This is a genomic window from Bacillus sp. B1(2022) (genome assembly GCF_040259625.1).
Taxonomy (GTDB): Bacteria; Bacillota; Bacilli; order Bacillales; family Bacillaceae; genus Bacillus; species Bacillus velezensis.
In genome coordinates this window covers 1-23,071 of sequence record NZ_JANIFO010000001.1, presented here as the reverse complement: position 1 = coordinate 23,071, position 23,071 = coordinate 1, and the positions used below count along the sequence as shown (strand labels likewise).

The following is a 23,071-nucleotide window of genomic DNA, read 5'->3' as shown; positions in this document are numbered from 1 at the left end:
ATGAACACTTCCTTACGTGTGGTTTTATCACAAATCATAAAGAATCGCCGCCGCCCGTTTGATGCCCCTGCCGTCAACCAGCGGCTTTCCGTTTTGATGAAGTCCGGTCCGCATCGGATAATCAGCGGCCATGTCAGACATATGCCGAGCGAGAACGTCCGGTGATATGCATTCACCAAGGCCGAGATGAACGGCGGCCCCCCGTGCGGCGAATTTTTCCGCCGTCTCAGTTTGATGCTCCACTTGAGAAAGTACGATGCAGGGCACACCTGTACAAATGGTTTCATATAAAGTGATCCCGCCGGACACGACGGCCATATCAGCCCTCGTGAGAAGCGCGGCCATGTCATTTGTCTGCCTTACCATCTCGGCATAAGGCATTTGTGTAAGATGCGCGCGCACGTCATCAGCATGAGCCGTGGCGCCGCCCATGACGATGATCACTCGTTTTCGATGAATGTCGGGGATGCGGCGGCATGCTTCCATCACTTTAAAGACAAGCTTCTTCGGGTCGCTTCCTCCTAATGAAACCAATATGGTCCGGCATTCTTTTCTCAGCTGATAGAGCTGCTTTGCTTTTTCAAAACCCGGATGAAGAATCATATAATCCGGGCCTTCATATACCGCGGCGCTGCCCATTTGAACCGTCCGGCTTTTCAGCCCGCCGTAAATGCCGTTTATAACGGCATCGCATAAATGAATGACATGTTCCCGTTTTTCTTCAAATAAGACGATGCGTGCCGATGAATGCTTTTTGACTTCCTCTAACCAGTCACACGGCATATCGAGCAGATCGAATATGAGAAGGTCAGGAGCCTGCCTGTTTATTTCCCGGACAATAAATTCCTTCTGTCCCTTGTCAGGCTTGATGATCACTTCCCATTGATCAGATGACAGATAAGAAGAAGCCTCTTTATTTGCGTAAAACGTTATTGAGCAATTGTTCTTAATGGCACCGGCAAGCAGCTTCATCCGCACCGCGTGCCCCATGCCGATGTCACGGCCCCCGTCCGCGAAAATCAAAACCCGCATGCTAATCAGCCTCTTTTTGCCGGATCATTTGATTAATGGCCCTGAGCTCCGGATCACGATTCAGCAGATGGATCAATTCTTTTGCCGGAATATCAGGACGCGAGCCCGCTTTTACGTACAGCTCGCGGGCCAGCCTGTAGTCCTCTTCGGTATCGACGGTCATCCGCAAGTGAGGAGCCCGGAGTTCCTGCGGAGGCTCAGGAAAGAGAAGCCGGTACTTCTCAGGAGATTCTCTTATTAAAAGCGTGACATGCTCCTGGTATTTGTCCGCCAGCGTTTTGTCGGCATTGATCTCCGTTAAAAGTCGCGCGTTTACCGCCTCGCCGCCGATGCCGAGCGGTGTACCGCAGATATACGTGTAGTCTGCGTGCTGATCTAAATGCGATTGAATCAGAAAATCAAGCAGCGAAGGGTCGACAAACGGGTTATCCCCCGTCAGTCTGACTGCGATGTCCGGTTTTACTTGTTCGATGACTTGTGCAAACCGGTCAAGCACACACTGCTCGCTGCCGCGGTGCACACGGTAGTTCTTGCTGATGCAGTGCGCAGACAGAATGTCGTCGGTCTTGCTGTCAGACGAGGCGACGATCAGATTATCCCGCGATTGATCATAATACGCGCTTTGCCGCACCCTTTTGACAATCATATCGAGGATCGTATACCCGCCGATCGGTTTCAGCACTTTACCGGGAAGACGCCCGCTTCCCATCCGCGCCTGAATGATAAACAAAATGTCAGTCATCATATGGGCTGCCTTTCGTCAAAAGGTCATCCCAAGTGATGCCCGTGTCGGCGGGGATATCCCTGACCGCACGCGCGCCGTCAGTTAAAAGCTCAAAATATCTCGGGTGGAGCCCCTGCGGTTTTTGGCCGGGACGAAGGACGGCAAGGTTTTCCGCCGTAAAACATTCGCCTTTTTGAATCGGCGCTGTTGAAAAAATGCCTCTGTAAGCGAACCTTCTGATATCCCCTTCAATCGGTGTCGTCGTTTTATGGGAACTTCCCGACAGCACTTCCGGCACCGGAGCGTGATGCCCCTGCCGCAGCTCCGCTTCAACTGAGCGGATCGCCGCAACCATTTCTTTTAATTCATCCGGATTGAGGGCGAAGGAGTGATCAGCACCGGGCAGGTTTTTATCGATCGTAAAATGCTTTTCAATCAGTTTCGCTCCGAGCCTGACAGCCGCGCACGGCACATCATACGGATGGGCGCTGTGATCGGAGAAACCGATCACAGCATCCGGGAATGCGGCGGCAAGCATGGGAATGACGCTCAGATTGCTGTATTCAGGCGGCGCGGGATATTTCGCCACACAATGCATGATCGCAATTTCTGTGTTCCCCTCGCCGGTAATGGTTCGATAAGCCTCCTGAATATCTGAAATATCAGCGCCCGCGGTGGAAAAAATAATCGGTGTCTTCAGCCCCGCGACATATTTCAATAACGGCAGATGGTTCAGCTCGTAGGAGGCGATTTTAAAGGCTGAAGGCGAAGTCGCATACAGTAAGTCGGCAGAGCCTTCATCACAGACAGTGCTTAAAAACAGCACGCCTTTTTTCTTACAATATTCAAGCAGCGGTTCGATCCACTCGGCGGGCATTTCCATTGATTGCACCAAAGAAAAAATAGAGACGTTTTTTCCCGCAGCGGTTTTGTACAAGCCGGGGTCTTTCTGATACATTTTGTCAGCCTGAAACATTTGGAACTTGACCGCGTCCGCGCCGGCCTCACTGGCCGCATCTATCAATTCAAACGCCTGGCTCAGTTTTCCGTCATGATTAATTCCGGCTTCGGCGATGATGAATACGGGCGAACCTTCGCCGATTGACTTCGTTCCGATTTGGCATGATGCCATCAGTCCGCCTCCTTCCCGGGCCACACATGATAGTAGTAATAGGACGCATCCGCTTTAAATCCCATTCTTTCATACAGGCGGATGGCTCTTACATTGTGGAGCTGCGTTCCCGCTGATACAGTCTTATGCTGAAAGCGCAATGATTGTTCAATCACGTGCGCCGCTAAATGGAATCCCGCTCCCTTTCCTTCAAATCCCGGCTTTACCGCCATCAGATCAAGGACGAATTCATCGCCTTTAGACAGCCCCTGAACAAAGCCCACAGTCTCTCCCTTATATGTGGCGGCGAATTGTAACGAAGCTCTGCCTTCCGCATTATTCCGCGCCCACTCTTCAAACAGGCGGTTTGCACTTTCATAGCTGAGATGGGGGTCTTGGTAATACCTGCTTTTTGTAAAGGCGTCGCGGGCCAGCCGGCTGATCGCTTCCGTGTCGCCGGGTCCGGCTTCTGTAATCTCAAACGGCGGCGTGCTGTTATATACACGCACCGGACTGACGAGCTTGAGCAGACTCCCTACAAAATAAGCGTTCGGAAGCTGCTGAACGACCTGCATCGCGCCGATATCTTCAGCCGGTATTTTAATAAATATAAAATCAGTGCCTGCCGCCCGCCTTGCCGCGTAAAATTCCTGAAACAGCCTTTTGAGCTGTCCGGCGCTGTTTGCGGCTGCAAGCTTCACATTGATGATATTTTTTCGGAACAATTGACTTTCCCACGAAGAGTTTTCATATAAAATCACGCCTTGAAGGCTGTTTTCTTCCAATAAACAGAGCGACGATTCATAGGCTTCCGGCTGGATGCCCTTCTGATGCAGGAAGGTATGAATCATGTCCTGCGCAAGATTTTCCCTCAGTCTGTACACCTAATCAGCCCCTTTGACGATATCCGTAACGGCTGCAATGACGTATTCAACGTCGTCATCTGTCATTGACGGATAAAGAGGGAGTGACACGGTGCGGTGATAATACGCGGCCGCGGCCGGAAAGTCAGTTTCCTTATACCCGTACGTTTTTTGATAATACGGATGGAACGGAACCGGAATAAAATGAACACTTGTGCCGATATTATATTGGTCTTTTAAAGCGGAAATCAGATCGTTCCGGCTGACCCCGGCCTCCTGCTCCTCTATTTGAAGAACATACAGATGCCATGCATGCCGCCCGTCATCACTGACATGTGGGATGGTCAGCCCTTTCATGTGTCTGAAGGCGTCCTGGTAGCGGCTCGCAATGTCGGCTCTTCTTTGCTGCATGCTGTCAATCCGTTTCAGCTGATGAAGCCCAAGCGCTGCCTGAAGATCAAACATATTCATTTTATAGCCGGGCGTTTCGACCTCGTAGTACCAGCTTCCGTTTGAAGAATAGCGGTTCCACGCGCCTTTGCTCATGCCGTGAAGGCTGAGCACCCTGATCTGATCGGCAAGCCCGTCATCGTCCGTCGTCAGCATGCCGCCTTCACCGGTTGCCAGGTTTTTTGTCGCGTAGAAGCTGAATGCCGTCGCATCACCGATTGATCCGATCATTTTCTGTTTGTAAGTGGTATACACGGCATGTGCGGCATCCTCTAAGACAAATAACTGATGCTTTTCGGCAATGGCCAGAATCTGATCCATATCACACGACTGGCCGGCGAAATGAACGGGTACAATCGCCTTTGTCCGCGGGGTGACGGCCGCCTCAATTTTTTCAGGGTCCGCATTCAGCGTAAGCGGATCGATGTCAACAAACACCGGAACGGCGCCTGTGTGCACGATTGTATTGGCTGTTGAACTGAACGTCACGGCAGACGTGATGACCTCGTCGCCGGGACCGATCCCTTTCGCTTTCAGGGCCAAAAACAAAGCGGCGGTACATGAGTTCAGCGCGATCGCGTGCTTTGCCCCCGTCCAGGCGGCAAAGGCTTTTTCAAACGCCTCTACTTTCGGTCCCTTTGAAAGCCAGCCCGATTCAAGCGTATCAATAACCTCCTGAATTTCGTCCTTCCCGATCATGGGCAATGAATAGGGAAGAAAAGCTGATCTTTTTTGCACCATTTTCTTTGCGCTCCTATCTTTTTTATGAAGGGTCAACCCGTCTGAAGCTGACTCCGGTTTTTTCCTGAAGCACTTGGCATAAAGCGGCAAGCGAATCCTGAACCGGGTAGTTCGCGGCGACAAAAGCACGGCGCGCCTGTTCCGCTTTTTGATATTCTGCGGGGCTTTCGCATATCCGGATTAATTCCTGAGCGAGTGCCTGCGGGTCCTCAAAGACAAATTCTCCAAGTGAGTGATAATAAGGGTATCTGCGGGTTCCCGCTGATTTTCCGATCAGCACGGGCTTTTGAAACAGCATCGCTTCAAGACCGACCGTTGATGTCTGTGTCACCGCAGCGTCAACATACGGGAGAATATCATACAGCTCCATCTCTTTTTTGATGATTTTGCCTGCTTTATATTTCCGCAGCACCTGATTGTAAGCATCCAGCTTGTTTTTGCCGATTTCCCACGGATGCGGTTTAATAATGAGCTGCATGTTCTTTTGGCCGGCAAGCTCTTCAAGCACGCCCGTATAAAATTCATCAGAAAACGGCTGCGTGGCGATCAGCACCGTCCGCTGTGACGGGAGAAAAGAAAGTTTGCGGTAAAACGTGTCCTGATCTATCGGCTCTCTTGAGAAAATCTCGTCGAAACGGGGATGCCCCGTGATGATGATTTGTTCATCCCTGCAGCCTTTTGCTTTATACCACTCCGCTTCATAAGTCCCGAATACGGCCTGATAGTCCGTAAATACGGGCAGAAACGCTTCATCTCCCATGAGCGCTCCGTGCTGAAGACAGATGCTGACGGCGTTTTTTTTCGCGGACATCAGCGCCAGCACACGGCTGTAAATATCCTCCGTCGTGCCGACTACAACGGCGGAAATCTTTTCGGCCGTAAACAAAATATCAATGGCGTCAATCGCTTCAATAAATAATGGAATGTCTTTATACAAACGTTCCTGAAATTCTCTGTTTCCGAAAGCGGGATGGCTGTGAAGCTCTTTCAAAATGGAATGGGCTTTTTCAATATAAGGGACGGGGTTCCCTTTTTGCCCCATTCCCGTCAGCTCCAATTTGCAGATAACGGGCAGCCCGTAATGGTCAGGCAGACTCCATCTGGCCAGTACCGCTGTTTTTGCCGGGTCAAACTGCCGGTAGTTTCCCTCGGTGAACCGAAGATGATCGAAATGCAGAATGACTTTTCCGTTTACCGGTTTCTCATCTGTTTTCTTAATGTTTTGCCTTTTTTGATCATAATATGGCTGTATACCGGCTTCAGGAATATGCTGATCAGCCGGACCGAAAAGCTCTGGGTTCTGCTCCATGCTCTCCCGAAGCGCCGGACTGATATATTGATAAAAATTACTGATCAATGCGAGCGGGATGTCTTTGTAGCGAAGTGACTGAAAAAGGTCAATATACTGCCGGTACAGCACCCAATAATTCGCTAAGTATGCCGACAAGCCCTCACCCCTTTCCAAGCTTTTTTAATGATTCCCTCAGCTCCCGGCACGTGGTCTGCTGCGGAAGGCTGTTCACAAACTCGTTTTTCTCCGCCGCGAAAAGCTGATAATGGATGGATTGATCGGTAATATAATTGATATCAAGCTCCTCAGAAATCGGGTAAAACGGATAAAAATGATTCACTCTCCAGAAGAAACGGGCGTCACCGATCCGGTAAAACGCCGGGCTTTCATCCCAATAGGAACCGAATGCCGATTTGACCTGTTCCAGCACGGAAAACCGGTGCATGACCGAACAATGGTCAATGGCGCACGGCGCGTTCCACACGATCCGTTCGGCGGGCCTGGCCGTCTCCTTCACCGTCTCTTTCCGCTGATTCAGATGATAGGTTTTGGAACTTGAATACACGACGGCTTTTTCCGGGTCTTCATCAAGCTCTTTCACCATTTTCTCAAGCCGTTCCGGCACATACGTGTTGTCGTCGGTCGCATACGTCACGTACTCGCCCTCCGCCATTTCTATTGCCTGATTAATCAAGGCGGCGTAGCGTGTTTTTTCCGTTCTTTCTTTGACGCCCGATACATCGCTTTGATAAAACCGGACGCGGTCATCCGTGAGAAAAGGACGTATTTCCGCCAATGTCGCTTCATTTGAGTTGTCATCCATAATGAACAGCTCAAAGTCCGTAAACGTCTGAGACAGAATACTTTTAATAGAGCGGGCCACATAGTCACTTTTGTTATAGCTCGTCATGATCACTGACACTTTAGGCAACTCGTCACCCCCTTTTCGCACCTGAAACTACCGCTATCATATGTTCCTTATGCGGAAGATGCGCTAGGAATACAGACTATTATGTGAAAAGTCAGCATTGCGCGCACAAAAAAAGCCGGCTCTGATGCCCGGACTCATTGGAGCGTATTTTCTTTTTTCGCATAAATCTTTCTTTGGGCTCATATGGTGGAATAGATAAAAACAGCAGCCGCTCTGTCGGCTGTCTGATACTTGTCAGGAGGTTTCAGCATCAAGAGGTTTTCATCAAAGGAGGAACAATATGAAACCGAAAAAGAATCAATATCAGCAAATGCAGGGGATGGGGATGGGAATGGGAATGGATATGCAAGGATACCAGCCGCAGCTCGGGCCTAATCCTTATCCGCAGCCTCAGGGCCAAGGATCACAAATGATGCCGATGCAGCAGCAAATGACAATGCCGATGCAGCAAGGCCAGCAGAGCTTCGGCGGGGGGTTCCCCGGCCAGCCGCAGCAGCAGGGCGGCGGCAGCTTTCAGATTCCGTCAGGCCCATCATCGTCACAAAACGTTCCCGGCATGCTGCCGATTGAAGAGTCATACATTGAAAATATTCTGCGGTTGAACCGGGGCAAAACGGCGACGATTTATATGACATTTGAAAACAGCAAAGAATGGAATTCAAAGATTTTCCGCGGTGTGATTCAGGCGGCGGGACGTGACCATATCATCATCAGCGATCCGAAAACGGGCACCCGCTATCTGCTTCTGACCATTTACCTTGATTACATCACGTTTGATGAGGAAATCGCTTATACTTATCCGTACTCCATGTCTTCTTATTCTCCGAGATAAATCAAAAAGCCAATCGCTCACTTGACAGAGGATTGGCTTTTTTTCTTTATAAATATTTGACGGCCGCGACGATAATCATAATCCAAGAGATGATAAACGCCACGCCGCCGAGCGGTGTAATCGCGCCGAGAATGGAAATCTGCGTCACGCTCAATACGTACAGGCTTCCTGAAAACAGAACGATGCCCGCAAACATCAGCCAGCCCGCAACAGAAACACTGCCTGCGCCAGAAAGCTTTTCGGCCAAAAACGCGACAGCCAGAAGACCGAGAGCGTGATACATATGATATTGCACGCCTGTGTGCCACACCTGCAAATATTTATCGGGGATTTTCCCTTCAAGCCCATGCGCGCCGAAAGCGCCCAGCGCCACGGCCAATAAAGCGTTAATCGCACCAAGAATAATAAACACTTTCATCTATTTTTCTCCCGCCTTTTCGTTAAAGTTTCCAATTCAATCATAACCCAACATCGGCAAAATTCAACGTCCGCCGTCCGATGACACGAGATTGTCGGATTTTTTCTTTTTGATAAGCTGGATTCGGTCAATCGCTATCGCCAGCAGCGTCCCGAGCACAAGACCGTTGCTTAAGAGCGAAATCAGGATCGGGTGCATCCCTGATAACGCGCTCTCCGGCACAAACATTACGCCGACCCCCGTCAGGAGCGCCAGACCGATAATGGAGCGGATTCGTTTTTGCTCCTCTCTCTCATAAGAGTCAAACTCCGTAAAGGCGAGACCGGCCATCGTGGAGAAAACGACGAAGTTTACCGCAAAGCCGACCGGTGAGGGCAGACTCGCAAACGCATTCATAAATAGCGGGATCATACTGATGATCACGACAAATACACTTCCCAAAAGAAACGGCTTTTTCGAAGGAAGCTTCGTCGTCTCAATAAAACCGGCCGCCCCTGAAATCGGCACAGGCGCAATGCCCCCTGACAGTCCGCTCAAAAGGTGGCTGATCGAAGCCGCAAACCCAGCCGGACGCTCACGCCGCTTCCCGACGGTGCCGCCGAATTTTTTCACCGCCGCTTCTACAACCCGGATGCTCGCGAGCATGTTGACAATCAAAAGCACGGTAATGAAGAGTGACGTAATAATCAGGCCGCTGTCAAACACGGGTTTTCCAAACGGAAAAAGAGCCGGCAGCTGAATCACGCGGTCCGGTATTTGAATCGGTTTGGCAGCGCCGAAGACGGCGAATAAGATCCATCCGCCGGCAAGCGAAAGGAGAATCGCATACTGTCTTAAGAACGTAACATTCGATCGGGACATGATGAACATCGCCGCCGTCACAACCATGGCGAGCCCGAATACAAGGCCGTCGACGCTGTTTTTTAAATAGCCGATGCCCAAAAGGCCTTTCACAATCGGCTGACTCAGCTGCATGACCAACAGCAGCAGATACACACCGGTCACAACCGGCGTAAACAGCACGGCCAGCCGTTCAATCACTTTAAAAAGGCTGAACAAAAAGAAAAAGACAGCGCTTAATAACAGCGCCCCCTGCAGCGCCCGCAGCGTCTCGCCGAATGTCGCGAACACCGTGCCAGTCAGTCCGCCGTAAATCGTGTATACGCCCCACCATAAGCCTGCCGGGCTTTCATTAATCGGCAGACGATGTCCCTGGAGACATTGGATGACCGCGGCGACGCCAAGCACAAAAAATGTGCTCTGAATCAATGCGGCAGAATCGGCATGGTTCAAGTGAAATGATTGTGCGATGGCGACAGGAACTACAATCGCAGCCGCAATCATAAATGCCGTCCATTGCAAACCCCCGAGTATCAGTTTCAAGTCAATCAACCTCTCCTGTTAAAAATCGAAAATGGAATCCCCGTTTCCGTCTTCCTCACGTTCGTCTTTCGCTTTTTTCTGATATTGGTTCAGCCCGGCGCTGCCCATCATTTTTTCAAGCAACAGCGGGTCTGTCGAAGGAGACGCGGAAGGTTTCAGCGCCGCTTTCGGAATCGGATTCTGCACAGGCGCCGGAGCGGTGTGCGTCTGAGTGCCGAGCACGACATCACACAGAGAGCGGATAGCGGCCGCGTGCATTTTGACCTCCTCGGTGCGGGTCGCCGTTTTCGCCTGCCTCAGTTCTTCTTCCATCTTCTGAATCAAAGCAGAGATATGTATGTTCATGAGTAAATCCTCCAGCAGTAATTTGTCTTCTTCCTGCATTTTATCAAATTTCTGAGCGAATCGCAGAATTGAGTTTGTTATTTTTTCTGACGGCATATCGCCCTGAACGTCAAAAAAGACGCTTCCGCCGGGCGGAAGCGCCTCAAAAAAACCGTTTATTGCGGCAGGTCGGGGATGCACCAATCGATCGGCTGCTCCCCCATTTTTTCAAGGGCGGCGTTTGTACGGGAAAACGGTCTGCTCCCGAAAAAACCGTTCCTTGCCGAAAACGGGCTCGGATGAGTCGATTCAATAATAATGTGTTTCGATGTGTCAATGCGCTCTTTTTTCATCTGCGCGTGACGCCCCCATAGGATAAAGACAATCGGCTTCTCTCTTTCATTCACCACATCAATGATGCGGTCAGTGAGCCGCTCCCATCCCTTGCCCTTGTGGGAATTGGCCTGACCGCGGCGAACCGTAAGCACTGTGTTTAACAAAAGCACTCCCTGCTTCGCCCAGCTGACGAGCGATCCGTGGTTTGGTACGGAGCAGCCGATATCGTCCTGAAGCTCTATGAAAATATTTTTCAAAGACGGCGGCTGTCTGACCCCGGGCTGAACGGAAAAACTAAGCCCGTGCGCCTGTCCTGGCCCGTGATACGGGTCCTGTCCGAGAATGACCGCTTTTACATCCTCATAGGGCGTATAATGCAAGGCGTTAAAAATATCATGGCTTTCAGGATAAATCGTTTGGCTGCTGTATTCTTGTTTCAGCATTTCTCTCAACTCTTGATAATACGGTTTGTCAAATTCATCTTTCAGCTGATTCCACCAGCTGTCTTTTAAAAGCTGTTTCAAACTGTCCGTCCCCCTTATGAACTGTGCAGTCTTGAATGGACGGGCTTTCCGTCCCACACAATGTCAGTCGGCGCCTCCCGCCTCTTCATGTCCGGCTCTTCAAGAAGAACCGCGAAGTTTTTCGTCGGGAGCTCCCCAAGCCCGTGCTTTTCGCTTAACCGGTCTAAGTACCTCTTCCGTTTGCCGCCGAGATCCGCGGACTGATTGCCGCCTCCCTCAAAAAACGCATATATGACGCTCGCGCAAGGAACACGCTTCACACGGTGCTGTTTTGCAGCGCGCAAATAAAAGTCCCAGTCCCAATAATTATGGACATCCGGATCAAAATACCCTAACGTGTCATGCAGAGAACGCCTGTACATGCTGCCTGACGGAACGTACGTGGAAAATACCCGCATATCTGCATAATCCGCCGTATAGGCGAAAGGCTTTCGTGACACCGGGTATCTCGTGCCGCCCCGTTCTTCAAATGACACAATTTCCGCGTCAGAATGGACAAAATCCGCATCAGCAAGTGCAGCCGCCATTCTTTCCAAATGGCCCGGCGTAATGAAATCATCATCATCGCACAGCATGATACAATCACCCGACGCTTTTTTCACACCTGCGTTCCGCGCTTCCACATGTCCGGCATTCTGTTCTAAATCAATAATCTGAATCGGCAGATCGCTGTACAGCTGCTTCGCTTGTTCGGCCGATTCCCCGGCATCATTTACAATGATCACTTCATAAGGCTTTATGGTCTGCATGGAAATCGACTCCAGCAGCTCACACAAAGCCGGAATCCGGTTATACGTGACTATGACAATTGATATATTCATGACCCGCTCCTTCTGCTTTTTCTCATGTTCTATTAAAACATAAAGCGGCGGAGAGATCAGGGGGGATTTTTGATTTCGGCCCATTCAGAAACAAATCCAGGTCATGCCTGCCAGCAAAACGAGAATGATCAGAAGGTCTCCCCAAACAGTGCATACCGCCTTGGCATTAAGTCTGCCCGCCTCCATGGCGTTCCAAAGTTTTGATTGATAAACAGGCACCAACACCATCGCATAGCATGTGCACAAGCAGACAAAAGCCGGCGGGACAAGCGCACATCCATCCTCATGCCAATCATGAATCAGTTCCGGTATACTCACCCCGCTGTCAATGTACAAGTATAATATACCCGCCAGCGGAATGAGCGAACTGATCTGCAGCTCGAAAAGTTTCACCTTCCACTCACGCGCAAACGAAACGGCCCAAATCCATCCCAGCGCATAAAACAATAGAAGAAGCAAAATACTGAAAACAACAAAAATAGCGTCTTGCATCCCATTCAGAACTATAATAAAAAGACTTACAACGGGCAATGCAAGAACCAAGCCGCAGACGGTAAATACGGTAACGGCTATTTGGGCGCACGCGCCGTACATCCACGAACCTAATCTCATTTTAACACCCCTATATAGATTCCCTATGTATATAGTGAAAAAGATCAGGCAAGCCTCTGCCTGCCTGCGTAAAAACCTATTTTTCCGCAAAACGGAAAACATACCGTCACAACGGCGCATACTGCCGCAAAACTCGGTGTGACCGCCGAAGGAAACAGCCCAGCCGGAACCAGATTGAACAAAAAGACAAACATAAAACATAGATTCGGCACCATTGAAGCCCATACCGTCCGCTCAGCAAGCTTTTTGCCGCCAGCCCCGAACTCTTTGCCAGCTTGATAGCCGATTTGGAACCAATACAGCACATAACCGATCATAATCAGCCATACTGACACGGAAATCCCTTTCCACAGCGCGTCAACAGCGGGATGAATCCTCCACGCGTGCATCATCGTAATCATCGCCCCCATCACAAAAAGACCGCAGTTGCAGAACAGATAAAAGAGCATAAAAGTCCGCGCGGGCACCGCCGAAGCTTTTTGAAAAGCAGAGATAATCTCAGACGGAGTCCCTACTTCCCGCAGAATAAGCTCCATCGCTTCGCTTTCGGTTTTGCCTTTTTCCAGATGATCACAAATGGCATGATGAATATGGCTTTCGATTTCTTTTAATAATTCACGGCTTCCGGCCTTGCCTTCCAGCCCTTTTCTGATTTCCTGCACATAAAGGTCTTTATCCATTCTGCCCGCCCCGCTTCAGCATCCGGTCCATCAGAGCAGAGAACAGATTCCATTCCTTCGTCCGTTCGGCTAGAATGTTTTTTCCTTCATCGGTGATCCGGTAATATTTTCGGTCCGGCCCTTTGGTCTGCTTTTCCCAGTAAGAAGAAATATAGCTTTGGCGTTCAAGCTTATGAAGCGATGGGTACAGCGTGCCTTCCTTCATTTGCAGTTCATTCCCGCTTCTTTTCTCCATTTCTTTCACAAGTTCATACCCGTACATGGGCCGTTCATTCAGCAGCGTCAGCACCAGAATGACCGTGCTCCCCTTTACAAGCTCCCTGTTGAGCATTTATTTTCTCACCCTTACCTAGTAATCTTATGTAGGTATTGTACGCACATCCCCCGCGGCTGTCAAATCATTCCTCCAAGCCTTCCGTATTGTGATCGGAAGAAAATCTAACTATAATGAGATATAAAACACTGATGGAGGCCATTGATATGTCAATGCACAAAGCACTTACTATTGCCGGTTCTGATTCCAGCGGCGGCGCAGGAATTCAGGCCGATTTAAAAACATTTCAAGAAAAAAACGTATACGGAATGACGGCTTTGACCGTGATCGTAGCGATGGACCCGGAGAACAGCTGGGATCATCAAGTATTTCCGATCGATGCCGATACGATTCGCGCACAGCTGGCGACGATTGTTGACGGAATCGGCGTAGACGCCATGAAAACGGGAATGCTCCCTACCGTGGAGATCATAGAGCTTGCGGCGAAAACGATTAAAGAAAAACAGCTGAAGAATGTCGTTATCGATCCTGTCATGGTCTGCAAAGGAGCGAACGAAGTGCTGTATCCGGAGCATGCCGAAGCGCTTCGCACCCAATTGGCGCCTCTGGCAACCGTCATCACGCCAAACCTGTTTGAAGCAAGCCAGCTGAGCGGTATGGATGAATTAAAAACGGTGGAAGACATGAAAGAAGCGGCCAAGAAAATTCACGAACTCGGCGCGAAATATGTATTGATTACAGGCGGAGGCAAATTGAAACATGAAAAAGCGATCGACGTGCTGTATGACGGAGAAACCGCGGAAGTATTAGAAAGCGAAATGATTGATACACCTTACACGCACGGAGCCGGATGCACATTCTCCGCCGCCGTTACGGCAGAACTGGCCAAAGGCGCTGAAGTGAAGGAAGCCATCTATGCGGCAAAAGAATTTATCACCGCGGCAATCAAAGAATCCTTCCCGCTGAACCAATACATCGGACCGACTAAACATTCGGCGATGCGTCTTAGCGGAAAATAAAATAAATATCCCCCTCATTACCCGAGGGGGATTATTTCATTTTTTTCGCGGATGACCGCAAAAACATCTCAATAGACTGCACAAACAGCGCATATTCCTTCATCTGTTCATAAGTATGCATCAGCCGATCACTCCATTCATTGTGCGGCTCAGCTCTCTTGAGCATGCGATTCAGCTGAAGCAATACTTCTTTATATTCTTCCCGCTTATCTTCCACTTGCTCTGCGGCTTTGACAAGTAAACATTTCGGCGTCATCTTCTGATTTTTCAAAACTGAGAAAACAACTCCTTTTATTCCTGGAATCATAGGCTTTCGTTTGAAGAATAGCACAGATGGCATAGGTTTCACATAAGAAAAAAGAACGATTTTCTACAAAAGTGCCCAAATTGAGCCATTTATTTCCGTTTTTCCTGCCGAAGTGACGGTTACGTCATCATTTCCCGGGAAAGGAAAATATCTGGCACTGAATACCTCTTCTCCATCATTCAAAAACAATTCAATCGAGGATGCATCCAGAAAGAGCTGCACGGAATGCACCTCGCTGATGGCGCAGCTTCTCTTTTCTTTTTCTTCTCCGCTGAAAGCGGTGCGCTCCAGCACAGCCAGCCCCTCTTCCTGATGAAATATAAACCGGGCTGCGCCCCGAATTGAGATTTCAAAACCGGATTCGCAAGTGATGTCCTCCAGCAGCACTTCAGCCCGGGACGCATCTTTCACCGGGAGGCTTACAGACGAGCAATTCAATTGAAGACGGTGCTTTTGTTCATCCGTGCGGCGTGATTTCATTTCCGAAAGCGGGCGCTGTATGATTCTGCCGTTGGACAGTGACAGCTGTCTCGGCATCGTTAAGCAGTGAATCCAGTGATACGCATGGGTCGGATGTTTGTCCTCATGCTGATCCGGAACGCCCATCCACGCGAACAGAATCCTCCGTCCCTTATCATCTTCCAGCGTCTGCGCCGCGTAAAAGTCAAATCCTCTGTCAAGCTCCGTAAATTCACCGTGCTTAAATTCTGGCGGCTCTGTATGCAGCCTGCCGAGGAAATAGCCCGCCTGGTGGCTGTTATGATATTCTATCCCTTCGGCTTCAAGCCCCTGCGGACATACGAGCAGCACGTCGGTTCCGTCAAGGGAAAACAGGTCGGGACATTCCCACATATAGCCGAATGACCCGAGACCGCCGGAGTCCGCCCCCGCAATCGCACCGAGAAACGTCCAATCCGTCAAGTTCTCTGATGTGAACAATACAGCGCTTCCGGTGAGCTTTTCTGTCTGCGCGCCGAGCACCATGTAATACGCTCCGTCTTTCTTCCAAACCTTCGGATCACGGAAATGAGCGGTATAGCCTACCGGGAGACGCGCGACGACTCCTTTTTTTTCAAATACGATCCCGTCTTCGGATACGGCGAGGCATTGATACGTTTCCCGATTGCCTTCTCCGTCACGGACATTGCCTGTGTACATCAGGCAGAGCCGCCCGTCTTTTTCGATGGCGCTTCCGGAATAGCAACCGTTTTTGTCATACCACTCACCCGGCGCAAGCGCGATTTCTTCCTCTTTCCACTCAACGAAATCCTTCGTCGTCACATGCGCCCAAAATTTCGCGCCGTGCCCCGTATGAAATGGCTGCCATTGAAAAAACAAGTGATATACGCCGTTCCATTGGATCACGCCGTTCGGATCATTTAAAAGCCCGACCGGCGGCATAATATGATAGTTCTGGCGGTATGGATCTGACGCGGCTGTTTCTCCCCGCTTCTTTTTCGCTTCCTCAGCCTGCAGGCGCAGCTCTTGATCCGGTGTTCTCATTTGACGGCCTCCTTTTCTTTAGCTCCCATAATGTAAGCGGCAATAAACGCCGAGACAGAGGCGATGCCCATTCCGATCAGATAGTTTATAAGATTTCCTAAACCGAGCGGAGCCGTGATGGCAATCATCGGAATTCCGGTCAGACCGTAGGCATTGGCGGCGACACCGGTCACCACGACATAGGCTCCGCCCAGCGCTCCGCCGATCATTCCCGCGATAAACGGCTTGCGGTATCTTAGGTTCACACCGAAAATGACTGGTTCGGTTACACCGAGAAAAGCGGAAAATGCGGCCGGCAGAGCGATTTCTTTCATTTTCGCTTTTTTCGTCAGAAAAAATACAGCCAGTCCCGCCGCGCCCTGAGCGACATTCGCCATCGACCAGATAGGAAGGATATAGTTTCTGCCCAAATCAGCGATGAGGCCGGCCTCAATCGCATGAAAGCTGTGATGCACACCGGTAAGCACAATAAGCGGATAAAGACCGCCGAAAAGCAGTCCGGCAACAATGCCCGCATGATCATACACATATGTCAGCGAGACGGTAATGCCTGATCCGATCGCCCTGCCAAGCGGACCGATTGCGATAAAGGTGATAAATCCTGTGACAATCACCGTGACAAACGGCGTGACCAATAAATCGAATGCGTGAGGCACAATTTTTCTCGTGCCCTTTTCCACTTTGCTCATAATGTAAACGGCTAACAGTACGGGGATGACCGTCCCTTGATAGCCGAGCAGCGCAATGTCGAAGCCGAAAAGCTGCATAAAATCAGGCGATGCATCCGCAAGCCCCCACGGATTCAAAAGCGCCGGATGGATCATAATTCCCCCGAGCACGGCACCGAGATAGGCATTACCGCCAAATTCCTTCGCCGCGCTGAACCCGATGAATACGGGCAGGAAGATAAACGCCGCGCTTGAAAACATGTCTAAAAGCTTAAACAGCGACGATTGTTCAGACACCCAGTGAAAAGCCTTCATCATGCCGAGCAGCCCCATTAAAAGTCCGCTTGCCACGATAGCCGGAATGATGGGAACGAATATGTTAGACAGTGTCTTCGCAAATCTTGCGGCCGGATTCAGCTTTTTTTTCGCTGCGTCCTGATGTGTCTCACGATCCTCCCGCCCCAAATCGGCTTCTTTTGAAAAAGCGTCATATACTTTATTCACGAGGCCGGTGCCGAATATAATCTGATATTGCCCCGAGCTGCTGAAAGCCCCTTTTACGCCTTCTATTTCTTCAATGCCGGCCTGGCTGATCTTCTGTTCATCTTGAATGACGAGCCTGAGCCGCGTCGCGCAATGTGTCGCGCTGATAATATTTGATTCCCCTCCGATATGCTTGATAAGCTGTTTTGCCGTTTCTTGATAATTCATGATGTATCCCCCTTTCTAAAATCAAAAAAGACCTAAAATTCGCCAACGAAAAAGGTCAGCATAATCCCTTTTTCATGTAAGCAAATTTTAGGTCTTGCCTGCATTACCAGTCACAATCCCGCCGGATTCAGTTTTTTTAATGCGCTTTCATTCTATTTCATGATAGCGCTTTCGTCAATATGTTTTCAAAAAAAAAGTCTGTTTCTCGAAACAGACGCGTTATTCCGGGTTTTTTTGCAGACGCTGGACATGCAGCGTAATATAGCCGGCCTCGGATTCCGGCAGTTCCAAATCATATTCATTTTTTAAAAACGCCGCCAGTTCAAGCGCACACCGATAAGCAAACGGATACTTTTTTTGGATGAAATAAAGCATCTCCTCGTCCATGGAATGGAGTGCTTCATTTGAGTCCAACCGACTGACCGCATACCGTAAGTGCGTGACGAGGCGCTGATAGGAAATACTGTCTTCATCCACCTTCTGTTCGAAAAAGGATTCGATCTTTTCGATCATTTCTTTGATCATGGTTGTATGCTTCATCGCCGAATACATGCTTTTGGCATCCGCCTTGGCAGTGTGGATATGAAGCGCGATATACCCCGCCTCATCATCAGGCAATGATATACCGAGGGTTTGTTTCACGTGTTCAACCGCCCAGCGGCCGATCTCATATTCTTTTTTATAAAGCGCCTTAATTTCATGAAGCAATCGGTTATGCACCTGAAGGCCGTTTTGAATCCTTTCGATCGCAAAGGATAAATGGTCCGCCAGCGCAATGTGGATGTGATCGCTCAAAGGTGCCGCAAGCTCTCCCTCCGCATGGCTGATGATATCTTCAGCCGCCTCTATATGCTCTTCGGGAAGCGTTTCTAACACTTGTTTGAACTTTTCATTTTCGTCGTGCACGACAAATATTTTTTCAATTTTATGTTTTTGAATCACATCATTTTTTCTCTTTTGAAAAGCGATTCCGGGACCCATTACGATCTTTTCCCGTCCGTCTTCTTTTATTAACGCCGCATTGTTATTTAATACTTTGTCTATTCTCAAGAGGTTCGCTCCCGTTCATATGTTTAGTGGGATTGTACCCTCTTTTTCATATGATGTAAAGGTGCCGGACCCGCGCGCTCCCGTTTCGGCAATTCTTTGCGGACAGGCATCCATCGGTTTTTATCCAGCCTGCCGCGGGCCGATTTCGTTTCATCGGTCAAATCCGCCGATCGGACACGGCTCACAAACGAAAAAGCCCCAGCCGTCCGCTTCGCTTTCTTATGATAAGCCGCTTGGTTTCCGTACACGGCAGCTAATGGATATCTTCCGTTACCCGGCGCCATCCAATTCATCAGAAAGACCATCCACACCCGTAAAGATACTAGCAAACGTTTCATTGCAAATCATCCCTCCGCTTCTTTTTGACAGACAGCTTGTTCGCAGGCCTGTTTTTCTCTCCGCTTTAACGGAAAAGGCGGCCGATCCTTCTCCGCTAAAAACTAGCGGGTCTAGCAACCCTATGACTCTATGATAGACGCGTCCGGGCGAATTGTTTGTCACAATATGAGTGAAAAAACAAACTAGTTTTCAGAAGTTTTGTTGAAAGCTGATGGAAATGACCTGAAAAATGGAAAAGCCGATAAAAAAAGTTATACACACCTTATCCCTTGGTTAAGCACAGCTTAAACACAGGGTATATCCACATATCCACAAACTCGATCTATATTTTGTATAGGAACACTCGTTCCCAACAATATATATACACAAATTTATTCAGTTATACACAGGATTCTGTGTATAACTCCCTCCTTATTCACAGACCAATTTCCATAAATGAGTCATATGTCACAAGGATTATTTTGAATTTTCAAGAAATATATACTAGATTTCTAATTTAGATAAAGAAAAAGGGGGAAACACGATTGAAAAAAGGAATCATCCGTTATCTGCTTCCGGCTTTTGTCTTATCCTTTACCTTATCCACAAGTTCACAGGCTGCGCCGGCTTCAAAACCGCAAACTCCTGATCTTGAGAAGGCTGAGGTGTTCGGTGACATTGATATGACCACCGGCAAACAAACGACAGTCATCGTGGAGCTGAAGGAAAAGTCACTGGCGGAAGCAAAGGAACTCGGTAAAGCACAGACAAAAAGCAAGCTGAAAAGCGAACGCGCAAAAGTGAAAAAGAAAGCGCTCAAAACCATTAAACACGGAAAAATCAACAGGGAATATGAGCAAGTGTTTTCCGGCTTCTCCATGAAACTCCCGGCAAATGAAATCCCCAAACTGCTGAGTGATCAGGATGTCAAAGCGGTTTATCCGAATGTCACCTATCATACCGATCAGCTCAAAGATAAAGACATCACCCTATCTAAGGATGCCGTGTCTCCGCAGATGGATGACAGCGCGCCTTATATAGGGGCAAATGACGCGTGGAAGCTCGGCTATACGGGTAAAGGCGTCAAGGTTGCCATTATTGACACCGGTGTCGAATATAAACACCCTGACTTAAAGAAAAATTTCGGACAATATAAAGGATACGATTTTGTGGATAACGACTACGATCCTGAAGAAACGCCGTCCGGTGATCCGAGAGGCGCGTCGACTGACCACGGAACCCATGTCGCGGGCACGGTAGCGGCAAACGGAACGATTAAAGGCGTCGTGCCCGATGCTACACTCCTTGCCTACCGTGTGCTCGGTCCGGGCGGAAGCGGAACAACGGAGAACGTCATCGCCGGCATCGAACGCGCCGTACAGGACGGAGCGGATGTCATGAACCTTTCTCTCGGCAATTCTGTGAATAACCCAGACTGGGCGACAAGCACGGCGCTTGACTGGGCTATGTCAGAAGGCGTCACGGCCGTTACATCAAACGGAAACAGCGGACCGAACAATTGGACCGTCGGCTCTCCGGGAACGTCCAGAGAAGCCATCTCCGTCGGAGCGACCCAGCTGCCGCTGAACGAGTACGCCGTGTCCTTCGGTTCCTATTCCTCAGCGAAAGTAATGGGCTACAACAAAGAAGATGACATAAAAGCACTGAATAAAAAAGAAACAGAGCTCATAGAGGCGGGTATCGGCGAGCAAAAGGATTTTGAAGGCAAAGATCTGAAGGGAAAAGTCGCTGTCGTCAAACGGGGCAGCATCGCCTTTGTGGATAAAGCAGACAACGCCAAAAAAGCGGGCGCGATCGGTATGGTTGTGTATAACAATGCCCCGGGAGAAATTGAAGCCAACGTACCGGGCATGTCCGTACCGACGATTAAGCTTTCATCAGAAGACGGCGAAAAACTCGTCAGCCAATTAAAAGCAGGCGGCACAAAAGCGACATTCAATTTATCCGTGGCTAAATCGCTCACTGAACAAATGGCAGACTTTTCGTCACGCGGTCCGGTTATGGACACGTGGATGATTAAACCTGACGTCTCCGCTCCCGGCGTAAACATCGTCAGCACCATTCCGACCCATGATCCGGCCGACCCGTACGGCTACGGATCGAAGCAGGGAACGAGCATGGCTTCCCCGCATGTAGCCGGCGCAGCTGCCGTCATCAAGCAGGCCAAACCGAAATGGAGCCCGGAACAAATAAAAGCCGCTCTCATGAACACGGCGGAAACCTTAACGGACGCGGACGGTGACGTATACCCGCATAATGCGCAAGGCGCCGGAAGCATCAGAATCATGAAGGCGATCAAAGCAGACTCCCTTGTCGCCCCGGGAAGTTATTCTTACGGAACGTTTATGAAAGACAAAGGCAATGAAACGAAAAAAGAAACCTTTACGATTGAAAACCAATCGTCCATCAGAAAATCATATCAGCTCGAGTACTCTTTCAACGGCACGGGCATTACCGTTTCGGGCACAGACCGGGTCGTGATCCCCGCTCATCAAACCGGAAAGGTCAATGCGAAAGTAAAGGTCAATGCCAAAAAAGTAAAGGCAGGCACCTATGAGGGAACCGTCACAGTGCGAGAAGGCGGAAAAACAGTCGCAAAAGTGCCGACGCTGCTGATTGTAAAAGAGCCGGACTATCCGCGCGTGACGTCAATCGACGTGCAGGACGGCACAACGCAGGGAACCTACCAAATTGAAACCTATCTTCCGGCGGGAGCCGAAGAGCTTGCCTTCCTTGTATATGACAGCAATCTTGACTTTGTCGGCCAAGCCGGCATCTACAAAAAGCAGGATAAAGGCTATCAATATTTCGACTGGAACGGCAAAGTCAATGGTGACACCGCACTGCCGGCAGGAGAATATTATATGCTGGCCTATGCCGCGAACAAAGGGAAATCAAGCCAGGTGCTGACTGAAAAACCTTTTATCATTGAATAACCGAACAACCCTGCTGGAGCATCAGCAGGGTTTCTTTCTGATCATTCGGCAAAAGCTTCACGAAGCAGCCGGTATGACTGAAGTTTATCTTCAAAGTGATGAGTAATGGTCACAGCCATCACTTCTTCCGTTCCGTATGCTTTACTGAGAGCCAGAATCTGTTCTTTCACTTGTTGCTTCGTTCCGATGATCATTCGATTCCGATTATCGGCAATTCGTCTTTGTTCATACGGTGTGTACGTATTGCCGCGGACGGTTTCGTAAGACGGTACGCCGTGAAGCGGAATCCCCTGTTCACCCGCAAGCAGCGTATAATCCATGACGGCCGCGAGTTCCTCCGCTTTCTCCTCCGTGTCCGCGCACAGCACAAACACCGCCACGGCTGTTTTTGGTTCTTTTCCTAATACAGAACGTTTAAATCTGCGCTTATATTGTGCTGACGTGCTTTCCCCGCCTTCTCCATTAATAAAGTGAGCAAACATATAGCCTGCTCCCATTTCTGCGCTCAGAAGCGCGCTTTCCCCCGAAGAACCGAGAAGCCAGACTTCCGGCGCCGTCTTAATAAGGGGTGATGCGGTCAGATTCGGAAAACGGTGATTGTCGTCGGCTGCATCATGCAAATACATCGCCAGCTCACGAAGCTGCTGCGGATATTGATCAGCGTTACGCTTCCCGCCGTCATTCAGCGCCCATGATGCGATCGGCATTCCGCCCGGCGCTCTCCCTAATCCGAGATCGATTCTGCCCGGCGTCAACCCTTCAAGCACGCGGAAATTCTCCGCCACCTTATATGCGCTGTAATGCGGAAGCATGACACCGCCCGAGCCTACACGAATCTCATTCGTTTTCGCCGCAATATGGCTGATCAGCACTTCAGGGCTTGAACCCGCCAACCGCTCTGAAAAATGATGCTCTGACACCCAAAACCTCTTATATCCGAGCTTTTCCGCCTCCTGCGCCAGTCTTACTGTATTCCGCAGAGCACTTTCCGCGGAACTCCCTTCTGATACAGGAGATTGATCTAATATGCTTAATGAAATCATCACTGTCACCTCATCAACATCGTACCACTGCTAAGCCGTTTTTTCTTTCTGTATGCTTATAAGCATCCCTGATGATAAACATTTATATACCTTGTTCCATTTTGTCGAAATATGTTACACGTGAAACATAAAAAAACCTCTCCCGGTC

Annotated in this window: 24 protein-coding genes; 3 read left to right on the top strand and 21 right to left on the bottom strand. The window is 49.6% G+C overall.

Annotated features, from left to right (window positions below; genetic code table 11):
- Window positions 1-27: 27 nt before the first annotated feature.
- From NQS30_RS00120 to NQS30_RS00090, 7 genes are read right to left on the bottom strand one after another with little or no spacing between them, the layout of a single operon-like run.
- Window positions 28-1,032 carry a PseG/SpsG family protein gene (locus NQS30_RS00120; protein ID WP_015240800.1) on the bottom strand — a complete coding sequence of 335 codons (1,005 nt, stop codon included), beginning with the start codon at window positions 1,030-1,032 and terminating at the stop codon, window positions 28-30.
- A 1-nt stretch (window position 1,033) separates the two neighbouring features.
- The gene (locus NQS30_RS00115; RefSeq protein WP_015240801.1) at window positions 1,034-1,774 is read right to left on the bottom strand and encodes a cytidylyltransferase domain-containing protein; all 741 of its coding nucleotides are present in this window, start codon (window positions 1,772-1,774) and stop codon (window positions 1,034-1,036) included.
- On the bottom strand, window positions 1,767-2,888 hold the full coding sequence (locus tag NQS30_RS00110) for an N-acetylneuraminate synthase family protein (RefSeq protein WP_015240802.1): 1,122 nt from the start codon (window positions 2,886-2,888) through the stop codon (window positions 1,767-1,769). The genes NQS30_RS00115 and NQS30_RS00110 overlap by 8 nt, the downstream gene beginning before the upstream one ends.
- A complete protein-coding gene (locus tag NQS30_RS00105) occupies window positions 2,888-3,751 on the bottom strand; it encodes a GNAT family N-acetyltransferase (RefSeq protein WP_032868197.1) in 864 nt (287 codons plus the stop codon). The genes NQS30_RS00110 and NQS30_RS00105 overlap by 1 nt, the downstream gene beginning before the upstream one ends.
- The gene (locus NQS30_RS00100; protein WP_012118727.1) at window positions 3,752-4,921 is read right to left on the bottom strand and encodes a DegT/DnrJ/EryC1/StrS family aminotransferase; all 1,170 of its coding nucleotides are present in this window, start codon (window positions 4,919-4,921) and stop codon (window positions 3,752-3,754) included.
- A gap of 22 nt (window positions 4,922-4,943) precedes the next feature.
- The gene (locus tag NQS30_RS00095; RefSeq protein ID WP_015240805.1) at window positions 4,944-6,368 is read right to left on the bottom strand and encodes a capsular polysaccharide export protein, LipB/KpsS family; all 1,425 of its coding nucleotides are present in this window, start codon (window positions 6,366-6,368) and stop codon (window positions 4,944-4,946) included.
- 4 nt (window positions 6,369-6,372) lie between these two features.
- Window positions 6,373-7,143 carry a glycosyltransferase family 2 protein gene (locus NQS30_RS00090; protein WP_003150972.1) on the bottom strand — a complete coding sequence of 257 codons (771 nt, stop codon included), beginning with the start codon at window positions 7,141-7,143 and terminating at the stop codon, window positions 6,373-6,375.
- Between the two features lie 280 nt (window positions 7,144-7,423).
- On the opposite strand from NQS30_RS00090, the gene gerQ reads away from it, so the two are divergent.
- Complete coding sequence (gene gerQ, locus NQS30_RS00085) at window positions 7,424-7,975, top strand: spore coat protein GerQ (protein ID WP_007407693.1); 552 nt, start codon at window positions 7,424-7,426, stop codon at window positions 7,973-7,975.
- A gap of 46 nt (window positions 7,976-8,021) precedes the next feature.
- Here gerQ and NQS30_RS00080 read toward each other — a convergent pair whose 3' ends face one another.
- The 8 genes from NQS30_RS00080 to NQS30_RS00045 all read right to left on the bottom strand — a co-directional run bounded on the left by NQS30_RS00080 (window position 8,022) and on the right by NQS30_RS00045 (window position 13,404).
- Complete coding sequence (locus NQS30_RS00080) at window positions 8,022-8,393, bottom strand: DUF423 domain-containing protein (protein ID WP_003150969.1); 372 nt, start codon at window positions 8,391-8,393, stop codon at window positions 8,022-8,024.
- A 63-nt stretch (window positions 8,394-8,456) separates the two neighbouring features.
- Window positions 8,457-9,776 (bottom strand): purine/pyrimidine permease, encoded by a 1,320-nt coding sequence (locus NQS30_RS00075; protein WP_012118730.1) that lies wholly within the window; start codon window positions 9,774-9,776, stop codon window positions 8,457-8,459.
- A gap of 18 nt (window positions 9,777-9,794) precedes the next feature.
- On the bottom strand, window positions 9,795-10,217 hold the full coding sequence (locus NQS30_RS00070) for a YwdI family protein (protein ID WP_124693157.1): 423 nt from the start codon (window positions 10,215-10,217) through the stop codon (window positions 9,795-9,797).
- A gap of 59 nt (window positions 10,218-10,276) precedes the next feature.
- Window positions 10,277-10,960, bottom strand: a complete 684-nt coding sequence (locus tag NQS30_RS00065; RefSeq protein WP_025285453.1) for a uracil-DNA glycosylase — start codon at window positions 10,958-10,960, stop codon at window positions 10,277-10,279.
- A 14-nt stretch (window positions 10,961-10,974) separates the two neighbouring features.
- On the bottom strand, window positions 10,975-11,781 hold the full coding sequence (locus tag NQS30_RS00060) for a glycosyltransferase family 2 protein (RefSeq protein WP_015418477.1): 807 nt from the start codon (window positions 11,779-11,781) through the stop codon (window positions 10,975-10,977).
- Window positions 11,782-11,865: 84 nt separating this feature from the next.
- On the bottom strand, window positions 11,866-12,393 hold the full coding sequence (locus NQS30_RS00055) for a hypothetical protein (protein WP_124692674.1): 528 nt from the start codon (window positions 12,391-12,393) through the stop codon (window positions 11,866-11,868).
- Between the two features lie 44 nt (window positions 12,394-12,437).
- Window positions 12,438-13,073: a permease prefix domain 1-containing protein gene (locus NQS30_RS00050; protein ID WP_124692673.1), complete on the bottom strand. Its 636-nt coding sequence runs from the start codon at window positions 13,071-13,073 to the stop codon at window positions 12,438-12,440.
- Window positions 13,066-13,404 carry a PadR family transcriptional regulator gene (locus tag NQS30_RS00045; RefSeq protein ID WP_003150960.1) on the bottom strand — a complete coding sequence of 113 codons (339 nt, stop codon included), beginning with the start codon at window positions 13,402-13,404 and terminating at the stop codon, window positions 13,066-13,068. The genes NQS30_RS00050 and NQS30_RS00045 overlap by 8 nt, the downstream gene beginning before the upstream one ends.
- A gap of 149 nt (window positions 13,405-13,553) precedes the next feature.
- On the opposite strand from NQS30_RS00045, the gene NQS30_RS00040 reads away from it, so the two are divergent.
- The gene (locus NQS30_RS00040; protein WP_003150959.1) at window positions 13,554-14,366 is read left to right on the top strand and encodes a bifunctional hydroxymethylpyrimidine kinase/phosphomethylpyrimidine kinase; all 813 of its coding nucleotides are present in this window, start codon (window positions 13,554-13,556) and stop codon (window positions 14,364-14,366) included.
- 31 nt (window positions 14,367-14,397) lie between these two features.
- Here the strand turns inward: NQS30_RS00040 and NQS30_RS00035 are convergent, their stop codons facing one another.
- From NQS30_RS00035 to NQS30_RS00015, 5 genes are all read right to left on the bottom strand, one after another.
- Window positions 14,398-14,673 carry a hypothetical protein gene (locus NQS30_RS00035; RefSeq protein ID WP_042635591.1) on the bottom strand — a complete coding sequence of 92 codons (276 nt, stop codon included), beginning with the start codon at window positions 14,671-14,673 and terminating at the stop codon, window positions 14,398-14,400.
- A gap of 63 nt (window positions 14,674-14,736) precedes the next feature.
- Window positions 14,737-16,176: a sucrose-6-phosphate hydrolase gene (locus NQS30_RS00030; protein WP_015240813.1), complete on the bottom strand. Its 1,440-nt coding sequence runs from the start codon at window positions 16,174-16,176 to the stop codon at window positions 14,737-14,739.
- On the bottom strand, window positions 16,173-17,555 hold the full coding sequence (locus tag NQS30_RS00025; protein WP_007614557.1) for a sucrose-specific PTS transporter subunit IIBC: 1,383 nt from the start codon (window positions 17,553-17,555) through the stop codon (window positions 16,173-16,175). Before NQS30_RS00025 ends, NQS30_RS00030 begins: the two co-directional genes overlap by 4 nt.
- 219 nt (window positions 17,556-17,774) lie before the next feature.
- Complete coding sequence (locus NQS30_RS00020; RefSeq protein WP_012118737.1) at window positions 17,775-18,605, bottom strand: PRD domain-containing protein; 831 nt, start codon at window positions 18,603-18,605, stop codon at window positions 17,775-17,777.
- A gap of 23 nt (window positions 18,606-18,628) precedes the next feature.
- The gene (locus NQS30_RS00015; RefSeq protein WP_003150952.1) at window positions 18,629-18,943 is read right to left on the bottom strand and encodes a hypothetical protein; all 315 of its coding nucleotides are present in this window, start codon (window positions 18,941-18,943) and stop codon (window positions 18,629-18,631) included.
- Window positions 18,944-19,468: 525 nt separating this feature from the next.
- Between NQS30_RS00015 and NQS30_RS00010 the strand changes: the two genes are divergently transcribed.
- Window positions 19,469-21,880 carry a S8 family peptidase gene (locus NQS30_RS00010; RefSeq protein WP_218791414.1) on the top strand — a complete coding sequence of 804 codons (2,412 nt, stop codon included), beginning with the start codon at window positions 19,469-19,471 and terminating at the stop codon, window positions 21,878-21,880.
- 41 nt (window positions 21,881-21,921) lie between these two features.
- Here the strand turns inward: NQS30_RS00010 and NQS30_RS00005 are convergent, their stop codons facing one another.
- The gene (locus NQS30_RS00005; protein WP_015240815.1) at window positions 21,922-22,923 is read right to left on the bottom strand and encodes an LLM class flavin-dependent oxidoreductase; all 1,002 of its coding nucleotides are present in this window, start codon (window positions 22,921-22,923) and stop codon (window positions 21,922-21,924) included.
- Window positions 22,924-23,071 lie beyond the last annotated feature (148 nt).

Excerpts from the sequence above, each read along its gene's own strand:
- NQS30_RS00015 (WP_003150952.1), bottom strand. The coding sequence starts at position 18,943 with ATGAAACGTTTGCTAGTATCTTTACGGGTGTGGATGGTCTTTCTGATG.
- NQS30_RS00025 (WP_007614557.1), bottom strand. The coding sequence starts at position 17,555 with ATGAATTATCAAGAAACGGCAAAACAGCTTATCAAGCATATCGGAGGG.
- NQS30_RS00100 (WP_012118727.1), bottom strand. The coding sequence starts at position 4,921 with ATGGTGCAAAAAAGATCAGCTTTTCTTCCCTATTCATTGCCCATGATC.
- NQS30_RS00045 (WP_003150960.1), bottom strand. The coding sequence starts at position 13,404 with ATGCTCAACAGGGAGCTTGTAAAGGGGAGCACGGTCATTCTGGTGCTG.
- NQS30_RS00055 (WP_124692674.1), bottom strand. The coding sequence starts at position 12,393 with ATGAGATTAGGTTCGTGGATGTACGGCGCGTGCGCCCAAATAGCCGTT.
- NQS30_RS00110 (WP_015240802.1), bottom strand. The coding sequence starts at position 2,888 with ATGGCATCATGCCAAATCGGAACGAAGTCAATCGGCGAAGGTTCGCCC.
- NQS30_RS00120 (WP_015240800.1), bottom strand. The coding sequence starts at position 1,032 with ATGCGGGTTTTGATTTTCGCGGACGGGGGCCGTGACATCGGCATGGGG.
- NQS30_RS00040 (WP_003150959.1), top strand. The coding sequence starts at position 13,554 with ATGTCAATGCACAAAGCACTTACTATTGCCGGTTCTGATTCCAGCGGC.
- NQS30_RS00060 (WP_015418477.1), bottom strand. The coding sequence starts at position 11,781 with ATGAATATATCAATTGTCATAGTCACGTATAACCGGATTCCGGCTTTG.
- NQS30_RS00005 (WP_015240815.1), bottom strand. The coding sequence starts at position 22,923 with ATGATTTCATTAAGCATATTAGATCAATCTCCTGTATCAGAAGGGAGT.
- NQS30_RS00030 (WP_015240813.1), bottom strand. The coding sequence starts at position 16,176 with ATGAGAACACCGGATCAAGAGCTGCGCCTGCAGGCTGAGGAAGCGAAA.
- NQS30_RS00050 (WP_124692673.1), bottom strand. The coding sequence starts at position 13,073 with ATGGATAAAGACCTTTATGTGCAGGAAATCAGAAAAGGGCTGGAAGGC.
- NQS30_RS00035 (WP_042635591.1), bottom strand. The coding sequence starts at position 14,673 with ATGATTCCAGGAATAAAAGGAGTTGTTTTCTCAGTTTTGAAAAATCAG.
- NQS30_RS00070 (WP_124693157.1), bottom strand. The coding sequence starts at position 10,217 with ATGCCGTCAGAAAAAATAACAAACTCAATTCTGCGATTCGCTCAGAAA.
- gerQ (WP_007407693.1), top strand. The coding sequence starts at position 7,424 with ATGAAACCGAAAAAGAATCAATATCAGCAAATGCAGGGGATGGGGATG.
- NQS30_RS00080 (WP_003150969.1), bottom strand. The coding sequence starts at position 8,393 with ATGAAAGTGTTTATTATTCTTGGTGCGATTAACGCTTTATTGGCCGTG.
- NQS30_RS00115 (WP_015240801.1), bottom strand. The coding sequence starts at position 1,774 with ATGACTGACATTTTGTTTATCATTCAGGCGCGGATGGGAAGCGGGCGT.